The following is a 14195-nucleotide window of genomic DNA, read 5'->3' as shown; positions in this document are numbered from 1 at the left end:
CGTGCAGCTGGTCTAACCGTGACACCAGCTCGCGGCCTTCCGGAGCGGGTCAGCGGCGTGGGGTACCGCGGCGGGGCGGCCGCGGACGGTTCACTTGCTGCCGATCCCGTGCCGCGCCCTGCGTCTGGGTGGGCACCGGGGTGCCTTCGCCGGTGTCGATCGGGATCTCGAGGCGGGACACGATCCGGTAGCGCAGGTCACGGGCCGGGCTGTCGCCCAGCGGCTTCTCAGCGACCAGGCCGCGCGTAGCGGCGCCGACGTCGTGACCCTGCTCGTGGGCCTGCTGCAGCATCGCGGCGGTGGCCGCCCAGTCGCCCTGCTCGAGCAGCCGCGGGTCGAGCTCGCGCGCCAGCGGCGCCCAACGCTCGGCCGGGGTCCTCTCGGCTGCGGCCGAGAGCCGTCCGCGAACCTCGCTGCTCTTGTGCAGCTCGCCCAGCGCCGCCTTTCGGGGGTCGGCATCCCAAGTCTTGACCGCGTCGCGCAGGTCGCGTCGCGCCTGCAACTGGGAGAGCTGCAGCCGGGCCCGGACCTGGTTGACGCCCGGATCCCAAGCGCGGCTGGGACGTGCCGACAGGATCCTCATGGCCGCCACGCGCGCCTGCTCCGGGGCGAGGTTGTCCAGCCGCTCGGTGAGCAGCTGGTCACCCAGGGCGCGGAAGGCCGGCTGGCCGCTGGCCACCGCGGCAGTGAGTGCCGCGGGCCCGCGCTGGGCCAGCAGGTCGGCGGGGTCGAGGCCGTCGGGGAACCGCGCGAAGCCGGGGTCCATGCCGTGCGGGGTGAGCTTCCAGAAGTCGCGCTCCGCCGCGACCTGGCCAGCCAGGTCGGCGTCGGTGGCCACGATCGGGTCGCGCCCGACGGCAGCCAGCTCGGCGGCCTGCTCGTCGGTCAGCGACGTGCCGAGCGGCGCAACGCCGAGGTAAAGGCCGGCGCTGGCCAGCGTGACCGCCACGGCGTCCATCGGGCCCTCGACGATCACTGGGACCGCGCCCTCGGCAAGCAGCTCGTCGACGACACCGAACAGCTGAGCGCCCTTGTGGAACAGCGGGGTGTCGGCCGTGTTGAGGTACTTCGGACCGCCCTTGTCCGCGTCGGTGAGGTCGGGCCGGCGGCGGCCGACGAAACCGAGTACCTCGCCCTGGTGGATCACCGGGAACATCACCCGGTCGCGGAACCGGTCGATGAGGCGACCGGTGCTGGCCTCGGTCGCGACCCCGGAGGCCACCATCTCGGCGTCGCTGACACCGCGGCCGCGCAGGTGGCCGACCAGGTTGGTCCACCCGGCCGGCGCCTGCCCGGGACGGAACCGCTCGTCGCCGGCGAGGTCGACGCCGAACCGTCCGGCGAGGTAGTCGCGGCCCCACGAGTCGGTGAACCGGCCCTCGAAGAAGGCCTGCGCCATGTCGTTGATCTCGAGCATGCGCTCACGCGAGACGGGGGATGAGTGCCACTCGTCGGCCCGCTGGTACATGAGCCGAAGGTCAGCGTCGGTGGGCTCCAGTCGGCTGCCGCCGAGGTCACGGATGTAGGCGGCCAGCGTGAGGTCGGGCTCGACGAACCGGTCCTCGTCGACGTCGACCAGGTCGCCAGCTACGGCGTCGACCAGGTGATCGTCGTACGGGCTGGGGTCCTCGGCGAGCGGCCAGTCGCCCCAGTCGGAGTCGGTGGCGTGGTCGACGAGCGTCGCCGGGTCCGGCTCGACGCCGTCCCACAGGTCCCCCGGGGGCTCGTCGAAGTCGTAGGAGTGCGCGTGCTCGTCGGGAGCGGTCTCCAGCGCGATCGAGGTCCGCCAGACCAGCGCCTGGCACTCGTCGACGCCCTCCCAGCCGTCGCTCGGCATCGCCCGCCCGGCGCCCAGCAGGGCGTCTACCTGCCAGCCGCGCTGCACGCCGTGGTCCACATTCGCGACGAGCGCGGGCCACCAGGTGCTGGCCTGGATGCTCGCGGCGCGCTCAGGACCGCACAGATCCGCGAGCCGCGGAGTCCACTCGGTGGTGACGCTCTCACCGTGGGAACCGTCGCCGATCTGGGAGGCAACGGCCGGGGTGAGATGACGGGCCATGCGCCACCACACGGCCGCCGCGGCGTGCTCATCGGGCAGCGGCCCGGCCGGGTGATCGGCCGCAGTGGCGGTGCGCAGCAGCTCGTGGGCGGTGACGCCCGCGCGGGACATCGCGGCCAGCCGCTCGGCGAGCAGCGGGGTGAACTCGTCGTCGCGGACCTGGGGGGCCAGCGAGTAGAGCAGCTGGTGCCATTCCTTGAGCGCCGGCGTGTGGTCACCGGTGACGGCGCGGTTGAGCCGTCGCTGCCAGGTCGCGGAGGCCTTCTGCAGCTGCGGTGCACCGGTCGGTCGCCGGTCGTCGACCGGGACCTGCATGGCGGCCCGCCAGACCTCGACGTTGGCGACCGTGGCGGCCTCGGGCCGGAGGCCGTTCTGTGCCCACGCCGGCAGTGCTGCCTGGTCGGTCGCCCGCGTTCGGACCTGGTCGGCGAGCTGATCGACCAGGTGAGCGCGCTGGGAGAGGTAGGCGCCCCAGTGCGGGTCCTCAGCCAGGCGGGCCGGGACCGCGGGCATCCACGGCAGCGGCCCTGCGCCGGCGTTGCGCAGGCCGGAGGCGTCCAGGCGCCAGTCGAGGACCGCGGCGCGGTCGTGCGCCGTCTCCAACTCCCGGTCGCCGGCGGCCGCCCGGAGCGCGTCGAAGGGGTTCTCGCCGGCCGCGCCGACCAGCAGCAGATGGGCACGCAAGTTTGGCCAGGCGGCCTCCTGCGAGAGCCCGGGGACGAGCGTTTCGACCGCGTTGTCCAGGGCGTCGACCACGTTGATCGGGGCGCCGTTGGCGTCCTGGCCGACGTGGTCATGGCGGAGGAGGTCCTCCGCGGCGACGTAGAGGCTGTCGAGGTAGCGCTGTGCGGCCTCGCCGAGCCGGGTGGCCGGATCGGCCTGCTCGCGCAGCAGGCTGGTCGCGGACCGCTGCGTGTCGTCGCGCGCCAGCATCGACTCGAGGATGTCGGTCGGCGTGAGCGGCCGGACCAGCGTCGGGTGGATCACCGAGTGCGGGTCGCCGTCGCCGACGACCTCGAGGTAGACGTGGTTCGCGTGCGCGCCGCGGGTCATCATCGTGTAGAGCTGCTGGCGCGACTCGCTGCCGGTGGCCAGGCCGTGCATGGTGTCGGCGGTGACGCCCTGGGCGGTGTGCACGGTGCACGCGTAGCCGAGCTCGGAGGATCGGGCGACGTAGTCGGCGGGCAGCCGCACGGTGCGGCCGTGCTGGGTGTGCTGGACGGTCAGGTCGCCGCCGTCGTGGATCTCCAGCACGTTCCAGCGGTCGCCGTTCTTCACCCAGTCGGTGGCCGAAGCACGCAGGCGACGGTCGTTCTCGCGGGTGATAATCAGTTCGCCGATCGAGGCCTCGTTGCCGTCGGCGAGCCGGCGGACCGGCCCGCTGGCGGCGACGTCGGCCGGGTCGATTCCTTCGAGCCGGTGGGCGCGTGCCTGCTGGTTCAGCTCGCTGACCAGGTCGCGGGTGGGGGCGAGCATGATCGAGTCCAGGCCGGCGGCACGGTCGGCCTGCCAGGCCGCGAAGACGTCCTCGGTCATTGTGGCCAGGTCGCCTACGTGGACGCGGTCGCGGTCGAGGTAGAAGCCGAGCGACTCGGGCTTGCCCTCGCGCAGCGCGAGCGAGGCGGCGCCCTCGGCGGGGTCCTTGAACCGGACGAGCTCGGTCAGCTGCTGTGCCCCGTGGGTGGCGCGGATGTCGCGCAGCACGCCGCCGGCGCCGATGGCGGACAGCTGCTGGTCGTCGCCGATCAGTCGGACGCTGCCGCCGCGCTCAAGGATGTAGGAGACCGCCGCGTCCAGCGAGAGAGTGTCGGCCATCCCGGCCTCGTCGATGACCACGAGGGTGGAGGAGTCGATGCCGGCCACCCAGGCGGGCATCGCGGCGCCGGACTCGCGGGCCCGCTCGAGCGAGTGGGTCAGCTTGGCAAGGGTCTCGGTCTGGGTGTCGATTTGGGAGCGCAGGGCGTCCGCGGCCGCCGCTGAGGGAGCCAGGCCGATGATGGTGCCGCCGCCGTCGCTCCAGGCGCTGGCCAGGGCTCGCATCGCGGTGGTCTTGCCGGATCCGGCGGGCGCGATCGCCAGTTGCAGCCGCGCACCGGAGGTGGCCATCTCGCGGACCAGCGTGGCCTGTCCGGCGTTGAGGGTGATGCCGTTGGCGGTCGACTCGAGCAGTGCCAGGTCGACCGAGTCGGTCGTGACGGCGTACCCGTCGTGCCGGCCGGCGACCTCGACCAGGCGCTGCTCGGCGGCGAGTACCTTGCCCGAGGTGAACAGCTCGGCGCCGCTCTGGGTGTAAACCGAGGCCCCGTCCGCGCGCCGCAGCTCGGCCGGTTCGCTGATGGTGTCCCAGGGGCGGGCCATGCTCACCGAGCGGCCGTCGAGGACCTCGCTGACGAGCAGGTCGACGACGTGGGAGACCTGGTTGGTGGGCACGTTGGCGCCCCGGACCTCCCGCTGGGCCTCGGCGTAGACGTGCCAGAACTGCCAGCTGCTCCGGGCTCCCTCCATCGTCGCCACGATCCGGTCGGTGGTCTTGGCGAACCAGGCCGAGTCGGCCAGCGACCGCGCTGCGCCCTTCGGGTTCAGCGCGCCTTGGACCATCTGCTTGACCCGCTGCGGGGTGCCCAGTACCTCGATGGCCTCGCGGGTCCAGGTCTCGCGCTGCTCGGCCAGCGAGCGCGGCTCGTGCTTGGCCTCGCGGGTCTCCAGCGTCGCCTGCTGGGACAGCTGAATGGTCTCCACCGGCGTGGGCGGGCGGCCGTGGGTGGCCTGGAACGCGGCCGCGAGGACCTTACGGCGGTCCTCGACGCTGGCGCGGCGCTTAGAGAAGCGGCGGTTCAGCTCGGGGTCGACGCCGACGATCTCGCGCACCGGCCGCTTGCGGGCGTCCTCGTTCGGCCGCTCCTCAAACCGCACGCCGAGGGCGTCGACCAGGTGCCGCTCGAGCGCGGTGTTGTAGGTCTCCGAGGCCGAGACGACCGCCTTGTGCAGCGGGCGGCCGTCGATGGCCAGCCACTTGCCGTCGAGCGTCTGGACCTTGTTCGCCACGGCGACGTGGGTGTGCAGGTCCGGGTCGCCTGCGCGGGAGTCGCGGTGGGTGAACGCCGTGGCGACCAGGCCGCGGACGTCGACCTGGCGTACGCCGTTGGTGCCTCGGCGGGTGAACAGTGCCTTGGATTCGATGAAGCCCAGCGCGTCCTTGATGGCCGCCTGATGGCAGCGCTCGATGACCGCGGCGGTCTTCGGGTCGGAGATCGCCCACAGCACCGAGACGCTCTTGACCGGGGAGAAGGTTAGGTCGTAGCCGGCCACGGCGTTGGTCTTCGGTCGGGAGTGCTTGGCGATCGCGGCGGCCAGCTCGCGTGCGTCGGCGGGTTCGCGGCCGTGCTCAGCATGGAAGAACTCGGTGCCGACCTCGGTGCGGACCTTGGCCCGGTCGGCCGCGGGGACCGGCCAGTCACCCGGCAGGCCGGCGGCCTCGTTGAGGGCCGCGATGCGCTTGGCGACCTCGATCCGGAACGGGCTGATGTCGTTCTCGTAGACCTTGTACGGCGTGCCGAGTTGGCGGGCCGTCTTGTAGTCCGCGTCGGTCGGCCGGTCGAAGCCGTCGCGGCCGATGCGCAGGTCCAGGTCCTTGGTCCGCTGGGTGGCCAGCGGGTGGTGACCGGAGCCGAACAGGCTCTGCATGTGGTCAGCGGTGACGATGTCGCCGGCGTCGAGCCCTTCGAGTCCCTCCATGCCGGAGCCGACCCACACGCCGGGGGTCTCGCCCTTCTCGGTGTAGTAGCTCGCGAGGCCGGTGTGGCCCTTGTCCGTGGCGTCCATCGCTGCGACCTGGCGGGTCAGGTAGTCGTACCCCGACCCCGCGGTCAGCTTGTGGAGGCTCATCGTCACGGTCACCTACGTGCGCGCGGGCGTGCTGTGCGATCACTTCCGGCCGGATTTTTGCTGTGTTCTTTCTATTCGGCAGACCGAGAATGCAAGAGGTGTGTGGCACTTGGGAGTTCGCGGAAATCTGGGGGAACGCTGAGAGGCGTCGGTGACGGCTGGGGCGTCGGGTTCGGATCAGGTGGCTGGACGGCTGCCCTGGATCGGCTGAGGGAGCGGTTTGAAGGTTTTTGGGGTTCGGTGATCGCTCGGGGTCCGGGAAACGTCGTAGGTGACTGTCAGAGTCCATGTCGACACGAGTGAGGACCGGATGAGTCAGCAGACGATCAAGCAGCAGGCGCGGCGTACGGCGCGGGAGATGGCTGAGAAGCGGCGCAAGGAGCGCGAAGAGCGAGAGCGCCGGGTGATCGACCTGGCCGAGCAGGTCATGGTCGCGATCGGTGAGCGCGACGCGGCGGTGGCCGAGACCGAGAAGCGCGCCGGTGAGGCGCTGCGAGAGTTGACCGAGGCTGAGGGCCTGTCACTGGGCGAGGCCGTCGAGTGGTGCGGCGAGACCGTGACCGTGCGCGAGGCGACGCGGCTGCGGCGGCTCGCCAGCGAGCCCCAGGCCGACGACGGCGACCAGGGCGGCGACGGCGCGGCGCTGGCGACCGCTGGGAGCGGGGGAGCGGGTGCCGGTTCGTCGGCTGGATGACGCCGGCCTCACGGCGGTCGCGGCCGCGATCAGCGATCCGGGGGTGCTCTTGCGGTACCGGGCGAAGGTCGCCACGGTTCCGGGCAGTGAGTGCCTGTGGTGGGCCGGCGCGGTGTCCGGTCGGTCTGAGCGCGAGCGCACGGACGGTGGTGGCCATGGCCGGTTCTGGTACGCGCCGGGGCGGGTGATCATCGCGCACCGATTCGCGTTCGCGGTGATGCACGGCGTGGAGGCGCTCGCGGAGGCGCGGCTGCTCGGGCACCGCTGTCACAACCCGCTGTGTCAGCGGATCTCGCCGGACCACGTCGTGGTGTCGAGCGCGGCGCAGAATCGCCGGGAGTGGTCGGTGCAGCGACGACTGCCCTACAGCCCGCTGGCCGACCCGCGCGGACCGCGTCGGCGTGCGCGGGAACTGCGCGACCTGGCGCGTGAGGACCCGCAGCTGGTGGCCGACGACCTCGCGCGGCTGCAGGAACTGCTGGGCGAGCAACTGACGCTCTGGTGAGAGCGTGCCGACGCAGAAGGCGGCCCGCAGCGGAGAGCGCTACGGGCGGCCTTCTGGCTGCCGGGAAGAACCGCCCTCAGTGGGGGAAGGTAGGCCGATCAGGCGGCGCTGTCGCTGGCCTCGGTGCTCGACTGCGGCTCTTCGCCGAGCAGGATCCGCTCGACCTCGCTGGGCTGGTAGCCCCACTCCACGAGCGCGCCGAGCACGCGGGCGTCCCACGCGGTCGGGTTGCGCCACGAGTGCTTGCCGGTCGTGGCCTCCCACGCGGCGACGACGGCGGTGAGCGTGGTCATGGTCGCGGCCTTCGGCATGCTCGCCTTGGTCGCGATCTTGTGGCACTCGTCGTGGCCCGCGCCGTAGTAGCCGGTCGGGACGTCGATCCCGAGCAGGGTGAAGAGCATCGGGTGCCGGTGGTCCATGGCCTTGCTCAGCGAGTGGTGGCCGGTGACGACGGCCTCGCAGATCAGGGCCTCGGCACCCTTCGGGGCCGTCTTGCGAGCAACGAACCCGGTCAGCCACTCTCGGCGCACGGTCTCCGCGCTCGACCAGGCCTTGTTGTTGGCGATCACGCGGCGGCGCTCCTCACGGCGCGCCTCGGCCTCCTCCTCGCTCTCGCCCTCGTCCCCGCTGTCGGTGGTGGTGCTGCCGGACCCGCCGCCGCGACGACGCAGGCCGGAGGCGGCGAGGTCGGTCACGACCCACACCGGCATGTACTGCTGGTGGGGCTCGGCGGGCTCGTAGTCGTCGTCCTGCTCGTCGGTGCCGTCCTCGCTCTCCTCGTCATGCGCGTCCTCGGGGTAGACCCACTCCTTGACGACATTGACGCGAGCGCCGGGAACGTTGGGCCACTCCTCCTCGGGCAGTGGCTCGCCGTCCTCGGTGACCAGCCGCTCGATGCGCAGCACCTCGTCGGCCTCCGCGACCTCCTCGGCGCTCAGCACCGGCAGGCCCTCGGCGCGCAGTCGCTCGACCTCGGCGGCGTCGGCGTCGCGCTCGGCTGCCTCGTCGCGCAGCCGCTGGGACTCGTGGGCGAGCGAGCGACCCCACCGCTTGTGGTTCTCCAGGCGCTGCACGGCCTCGGGGTCGTGCTCGAACTCGGCGAAGATCGCGGCCTCCTCCAACGTCAGGTCTCCGGAGTCGAGGCGGTTGCGGGTCTGGTCGGCCTTGGTGACTGCCAGGGCGGCGTTCACGGTGGGGCGGTCGATGCTTGTGCGCTTGGCGATCTGCGCGGCGCTCACGCCGAGCAAGGCCAGCTGCTCCACGCCCGCGACGATCTCGGCCTCGCGCATCCCGGCGCGGTGAATGTTCTCGACCATCTGGTCACCGATCCGGTCGGCGTCGGCGGGCTGGGGCACGACGCGGGCCGGGATCAGGCCGGTGGGGGTGCCGACCTCGGCGGCGGTCAAGGTGCGGCGCTGGCCGCGCAGCAGGACGTACTGGCCGTCCTCGTTGCGGTAGACGGTGACGGCCTCCAGCACGCCGCGCTCCTTGATCGACTTGCGGAACTCCTTGTGGTCGGGTCGCAGGTCGGCCCGGACGTTGATGCCGATGATGATGTCGGCGGGGTCGAGGTACAGGAACTCCTCGGCCTGGACGCCGTCGTGGGTGGCCTCGTCGGCGGCGGTGTCGGCGGTGGTCTGGATGGTGTCGGTCATGCGGCTGTCCTCCGTTAGTAGAATAGAAAGAACTGACAGGACTAAGTCTCCTAGCGGGGGCCGACGCCTACCGGGGCACAGGACGGACCTGTGGAAAGGCGGGCACCCGGTGAGGGTGGGGATATCCCCGGTCTGACGGGACTCTGCTGCGGCGGCGTGGCGCAGCAGCACCTCGTAGCTGGCTTGAACGGAAGGAATCGAGCGAGGGTGGGAACGGCGGCGCAGGGCAAGACCGGGAATGCAGTGGCGTTGGTGTTAGCCGCTGCGGCTCGACGGCGTCGGGTGAGACCAGGGGAGTGATCAGGTGACGAGCCAGACCACGATCCCGGTCGGGATCTACTGGAAGCCAGGCGTGTGGGACCTCGCGCGATCGGCTTACATCGCCGACCTGGACACCGACGTCGACTCGCCCGGCTCGTTCGTCGGCTGGCTCGCCCAGGCGCTCGAGCTGCACACCCGGCGCTCACCACAGCAGCGGGCCGAGCTCGCGGCCGCGAGCGAGAAGCATCCCGCCCTGGTCAGCGTGACCCGCAAGAGCTTCAACAAAAAGCACGACCTGCCGGCCGCGACCATCGAGGCGGTCGAAGACGCGCTCGTGGCCGACCGTCAGGAGCTCGGCCGGATGCTCGCCCGCTCCGCGTTCGCCCAGGAGGCCGTGATCGCTGCGGCCGAGGATGCCCGCCGGCGGCTCGGCCGCGAACTGCCGCCGCCTCCGCAGAAGCTCAGCAACCGGCCGCCGCGGCGCCGGCCGGCACGGTAGGTCAGCTGGCCGCCGGCACGGGTTGTGTCGGTGCCTACGCCTAGCGTGCTTCTCAGCGCCCCGATCCGGTACCCGAGAGCCGGTCGGGGCCGCTTCATTGGACCCTCGTTGATCACTCCGGACCCCTTCGCGGACCTAGGTGACCGCGTCTTCGACACCTCCTACGCCCACGACGGCACCTTCCGCGGCTGCCTGGCCAAGCGCGGCTGGTCCACGAAGTCCTACCGCTCCTTCAAGAACCGGCAGTGGCGGCTGAACAACCACCTGGTCAGCTCGGAGTGCCGGTCGGCGACTACCACCTCTCCGGCGTTAGGCGGACCACCTACAACGGCATCCGCGTCGTCGTCTTCAAGTACCGCTTCGACTACCTGGTGCCCTGCTGAGCAGTCCCACGCGAGCACGAGCGGATCCGAACAAGTTCGGCCGATGTGATCGCTGCCGGACCCCGATGGGACCTAGGTGACTGCGGGACCGATCCGAACCTCTCGCAGTCACCTAGGAAGGAAGTCATGTCCACCACCGTCACCTTCGCCGGCAACCTCGCCGAGGCTCCCGAGCTGCTCTACACCCGCGAGAACAAGCCGTTCGTCAGCTGCCGGGTCCTGGTCAACCGGCGCGTACAGAACGACGAGGGGGAGTGGGTCAACGACGAGCCCACTGCCCACAACGTCAAGATCTTCGGCTCGGCCGCCACGCACGTGCACGACAGCTGCGGATCCGGCGACCCGATCGTCGTCCACGGCCTCGAGCGCACCGAGAGCTGGCCGGACAAGGAGACCGGCGAGAAGCGCACCAAGGACGTCGTGATCGTCGACAACCGCTTCGGCGAGGTCGGCGTCTCGCTCAAGTACGTCTCCGCGCGCATCGAGCGCGCCGCTCGCCCGGCTCGGGCCAGCTGACCGCGCGGAGGTTCCGATGGATCTCGTCGTACAGTCCCCGGACGAGCTGCTTGCCGCAGTGCCGCACGTCCTCGGCTTCAAGCCTGAGGAGTCGATCGTCCTCGTGCCCTTCCGGCCCGGGCTCCCCATCACCCGCGTCGACCTCCCCAAGAGCGCCGCCGACCGCGAGGAGGTCTGGGACGCCATCAGCGGCCCCTACGGCCGCCACGCTCATCCCGGCGCTCGACTGGGCATCCTCTGCTTCACCGAGGACCGCCGCAGCGCCGAGCTGGCCAGCCAGCACCTGTCCAATCGACTCGACACCGTGGGCATCACCACCCAGATCCGGCTGTGGGCCGACGGCGAGCGGTGGCGCGAGTTCAACACCGGCCAGACCGGGCTTCAGACCCAGGCGACCGCCGAGCGGATCGCGGCCGCGACCGTGCTGTCCGGCACCGCCCAGCCAGCCGCCAGCCGGGCCTCCCTGGCCGCCTCCTTGATCGGTGACCGTGAGCCGATCACCCAGCTGATCCCCGCAGCCCGGGCCGTGGCCAGCCCCCCCGCCGTGGAGCGGGACTGGTCCCTGGACCGTCTCGAGCAGTTCCACACCGACGGCAACCGGCTCTCCGACGTCGACGGCGCACGGATGCTCGTCGCGCTGGAGACAATCAGCACCCGCGACGCCGTCTGGGAGGACATGAGCCGGGAGAACCACACCTCCCACATGGCCCTCTGGAACGACCTCACGCGACGTGCCCCCGACGAGGTCCGCGCAGCGCCGGCCTCCATGCTCGGCTTCGCCAGCTGGCTGCACGGCGACGGCGCCAAGGCCTGGTGCGCACTCGACCAGGTACCCGCCGACCGGCCCTACTCCATGGCCGCCATCGTCGCCTCCGCCCTGCAGAACGGCATCCACCCCCGCGAGTGGGAGCGATACCAGACCCAGATGCGCGACCTTGCCGGCGAGCTCGACGAGTCCTTCGTGCCCAAGCCTCCCGAACAGCAGCGGGACCTGCCGCGCACGCAGCCCATCACCGACCGCCCCGCCCCGGGCCGCTGAGAAGGGACACCGCGATGAACTACGACGACACCGACCCCGTCGACCAGGCCCAGCCCAGCGCCACCGAGCGCCAGCTGCGCCGCCTGGTGGTGCCCGAGCCCGCGGCCTACGCCCCCGACAAGCGCCTCGACGTCATCCACGACCCCGACCTCGACCTGCTGTGGGGAGGCCAGGCATGAGAACCACCCGCACCGACGTCGACGACGTTGACCGGCTCGCCCGCGTCACCCTCAGCAGGACCATCGAACCCGGGGACCTGCGCGTCACCGGCCTGGTCAGCGAGCTCGGCGCCGGCAAGGTCCTCGGCTACCTCGAGGCGGCCGCCGACGTCGAGTCCCACTGGGGCTTCGCTCTCGCCCAGGAACTCGGCCGCGTCGACCCCACCCAAGTGCTCGAACAGGCCGCCGCCCGCGGCATCCGCTTCATCGTCCCCGGCGACGCCGAGTGGCCCGCCCAGCTCGGCGCACTCCGCAACACCGGCGCCCTTCACGAACGCGGCGGCGAACCCGTCGGCCTGTGGGTCCGCGGAGCGCACGACCTGCGCCAGCTCGCCGGCAACGCCGTGGCCGTGGTCGGATCACGAGCCGCCACCAACTACGGCACCGAGCAGGCAACCGAGCTGAGCCGCGACCTCGCCACCATGGGCCACAGCGTCATCAGCGGCCTTGCGTACGGCGTCGACCAGGCCGCCCACCGCGGCGCCCTCATCGCCGGCGGCCCGACCGTCGCCGTCCTGCCCGGCGGCGTCGACCGGCCCTACCCGGCCGCACACGCGCAGCTGCTCGAGGCGATCGCCGACCGCGGCCTGGTCGTCTCGGAGGCACCCCCGGGAGCCGGACCCACCCGAACCCGCTTCCTCGCCCGGAACAGGGTCGTCGCCGGCCTGGCTGAGGGAACGGTCGTCGTCGAGGGCGCACTTCGCAGCGGCGCGATCAACACCGCCCACTGGACCACCAACCTGGACCGACCCGTCATGGGCATCCCTGGCCCCGTCAGTAGCGCAGCCTCCACCGGCGTGAACCAGCTAATCCGCCTCGGCCAGGCCAGCATGGTCACCAACGCCCAGGACGTCATCACCGACGTCATGACCCACGCTGCCAGGACAGCCGGCGGCGCTGAGCAGCTCGACGAGTCCTTCGTCCCGGGCCCTGTGCGCTCCACGCCGCCCGCGGTTCCCACCCCTGCAGCCGGGGTCTCCGCACCCCGCCGATGAAACCGCATCTGCCCCTGTGGATAACCCGATTTGGGTATGAACCCACACCTACTCTGCTGAGAGTTCCTAGGTCTGGTCGGCGACGTCGACCAGACCGCACCTCGGGAGGAAGACACCATGAACAACCCATCGCAGAAGGTCCCCCACCAGGACGCATCGCCCGGCGAGCGCCCAAGCCGACCGGACCGATGGCTGCTCGACCTCGGCCCCGAGATCGAGGCCGTTCGCTGGCCCTGGCTTGGCGCCTTGGCGGGCGCGCGGCTCGGGTGCGTGGGGTTCGCGACAGGGGGACGGGGATGAGCAGCACCCCCGAGGAGACCACCGTTCCGGCGCCGAAGTACCACGCTGTCTATCAGGCGAAGCTGGCCGACGCGATCCGCGTGCTGACCGACGCTGCCCATATTCCCCGGCCACGGTTGCGGCGCACGGAGGACGGCAAGTGGGTCGAGGACACGATGGCGGCACCGGACCAGACCGACTGGGCCGAGTTCGTGACCCTCGCGCTCGCTGGCGCCGCGGCGAACATCGGCGGGATCGACGCAATCCTCAACGGCCGGCCCGCGGCATGGGAGGCTGAAGGCGTCCGCCAGTTGCTCCTCTCCACCGTCGGCGCCGACGAGACGCGACTGTGGGAGCACCGCACCGAGCCGATCGAAATCACCCTCTACATCGACGAGCTGGTGGTCGACCGTGTCTACGAGGCCGTGGAGCAGTACAACGCCGCGGAGGCTGAGATCAACCGCCGTTACGAGGTCGCCGACGCAGCCAGCGGCATCGACCACGATCACTACCTGTGGCTCTACGATCGGACCGGCTCCGGAGACTTCGTCTCTCGCGATCCCGAGGCGCCCGCGTGGGCATGGGACGAATGGCGGGCAGGCCTGGACCAGAAGGAACCTGCGAAGTTCCACCGGGAACTCGAGGAGAGCCTGCAGGACGGCTGGGCGACTGGCGCCGCCATTCCCAAGACTCCCGAGCTCGGGGCCGAGCACGACCGCCTTACGGCAGAACATGAAGCCCGCTGCGCTGTGATCGCCAACCTCGAGGAGCAGTTGCAGCAGCAGCGAGTCCATGAATGGACCGCCTACGGTGAGGCGCTCAAGGCACGCATCGAAACGATGGCGGCCGCTATGCCCGGGCTCGACGTGCCGGTGCACGTGACGGTCGACGTCGAGACCTACCGGATGGGTACAGCTAGTCGCCAGGAAGGCTTCTGGGATTCGTTGGAGAGCCGCCTGATCGATGCCGCCGTGATGGACACCCCGACCCCGGCCGACCTGCCGGGCGCTCCACTCGAGCGCCTCGAGCGGGTTCACTTCCGCGAGGAGGACTGACCCACGGCAACTCCGCCGTGCCTTGCACAGCGGGGAGCGGATCGGGCCTCTAGTGTGTCAACGACGGCTGAAAATGAACCCCTTAGCGTCGGTTGAAAACGGACCCCTCTGCGGTTGTTAGTTGGTGTCGATCTTGGCCGCCGGGATGCGGC

At 71.2% G+C, this 14195-nt stretch carries 11 protein-coding genes; 9 read left to right on the top strand and 2 right to left on the bottom strand.

What is annotated here, in order from left to right; all coding sequences use genetic code 11:
* Positions 1–49 precede the first annotated feature (49 nt).
* Positions 50–5944, bottom strand: a complete 5895-nt coding sequence (gene mobF / locus ASG88_RS05985; RefSeq protein ID WP_056886574.1) for a MobF family relaxase — start codon at positions 5942–5944, stop codon at positions 50–52.
* Between the two features lie 310 nt (positions 5945–6254).
* Here mobF and ASG88_RS05980 point away from each other — a divergent pair, with 310 nt between their 5' ends.
* Positions 6255–6638 carry a hypothetical protein gene (locus tag ASG88_RS05980; protein ID WP_056886530.1) on the top strand — a complete coding sequence of 128 codons (384 nt, stop codon included), beginning with the start codon at positions 6255–6257 and terminating at the stop codon, positions 6636–6638.
* Positions 6616–7143 (top strand): hypothetical protein, encoded by a 528-nt coding sequence (locus ASG88_RS05975; RefSeq protein ID WP_056886529.1) that lies wholly within the window; start codon positions 6616–6618, stop codon positions 7141–7143. The genes ASG88_RS05980 and ASG88_RS05975 overlap by 23 nt, the downstream gene beginning before the upstream one ends.
* Positions 7144–7241: 98 nt before the next feature.
* Here ASG88_RS05975 and ASG88_RS05970 read toward each other — a convergent pair whose 3' ends face one another.
* Positions 7242–8798, bottom strand: a complete 1557-nt coding sequence (locus ASG88_RS05970) for a ParB/RepB/Spo0J family partition protein (RefSeq protein ID WP_056886528.1) — start codon at positions 8796–8798, stop codon at positions 7242–7244.
* Between the two features lie 304 nt (positions 8799–9102).
* Here ASG88_RS05970 and ASG88_RS05965 point away from each other — a divergent pair, with 304 nt between their 5' ends.
* The 7 genes from ASG88_RS05965 to ASG88_RS05945 all read left to right on the top strand — a co-directional run bounded on the left by ASG88_RS05965 (position 9103) and on the right by ASG88_RS05945 (position 14043).
* Positions 9103–9558 (top strand): hypothetical protein, encoded by a 456-nt coding sequence (locus ASG88_RS05965; RefSeq protein ID WP_056886527.1) that lies wholly within the window; start codon positions 9103–9105, stop codon positions 9556–9558.
* 245 nt (positions 9559–9803) lie between these two features.
* On the top strand, positions 9804–9941 hold the full coding sequence (locus ASG88_RS22955; RefSeq protein ID WP_157559583.1) for a hypothetical protein: 138 nt from the start codon (positions 9804–9806) through the stop codon (positions 9939–9941).
* Positions 9942–10067: 126 nt separating this feature from the next.
* Positions 10068–10457 carry a single-stranded DNA-binding protein gene (locus ASG88_RS05960; protein ID WP_056886526.1) on the top strand — a complete coding sequence of 130 codons (390 nt, stop codon included), beginning with the start codon at positions 10068–10070 and terminating at the stop codon, positions 10455–10457.
* Between the two features lie 16 nt (positions 10458–10473).
* Positions 10474–11496, top strand: a complete 1023-nt coding sequence (locus ASG88_RS05955; protein ID WP_056886525.1) for a DUF4192 domain-containing protein — start codon at positions 10474–10476, stop codon at positions 11494–11496.
* Between the two features lie 14 nt (positions 11497–11510).
* A complete protein-coding gene (locus ASG88_RS23460) occupies positions 11511–11675 on the top strand; it encodes a hypothetical protein (protein WP_200956369.1) in 165 nt (54 codons plus the stop codon).
* The gene (gene dprA / locus ASG88_RS05950) at positions 11672–12709 is read left to right on the top strand and encodes a DNA-processing protein DprA (protein ID WP_056886524.1); all 1038 of its coding nucleotides are present in this window, start codon (positions 11672–11674) and stop codon (positions 12707–12709) included. Before ASG88_RS23460 ends, dprA begins: the two co-directional genes overlap by 4 nt.
* Positions 12710–13005: 296 nt before the next feature.
* The gene (locus ASG88_RS05945; RefSeq protein ID WP_056886523.1) at positions 13006–14043 is read left to right on the top strand and encodes a hypothetical protein; all 1038 of its coding nucleotides are present in this window, start codon (positions 13006–13008) and stop codon (positions 14041–14043) included.
* Positions 14044–14195: the final 152 nt, after the last annotated feature.

This window comes from Nocardioides sp. Soil777 (genome assembly GCF_001428425.1).
GTDB lineage: Bacteria > Actinomycetota > Actinomycetes > Propionibacteriales > Nocardioidaceae > Nocardioides > Nocardioides terrigena.
Note: the sequence above shows the minus strand (reverse complement) of the source record. Positions and strands in the feature narration are given on the sequence as shown.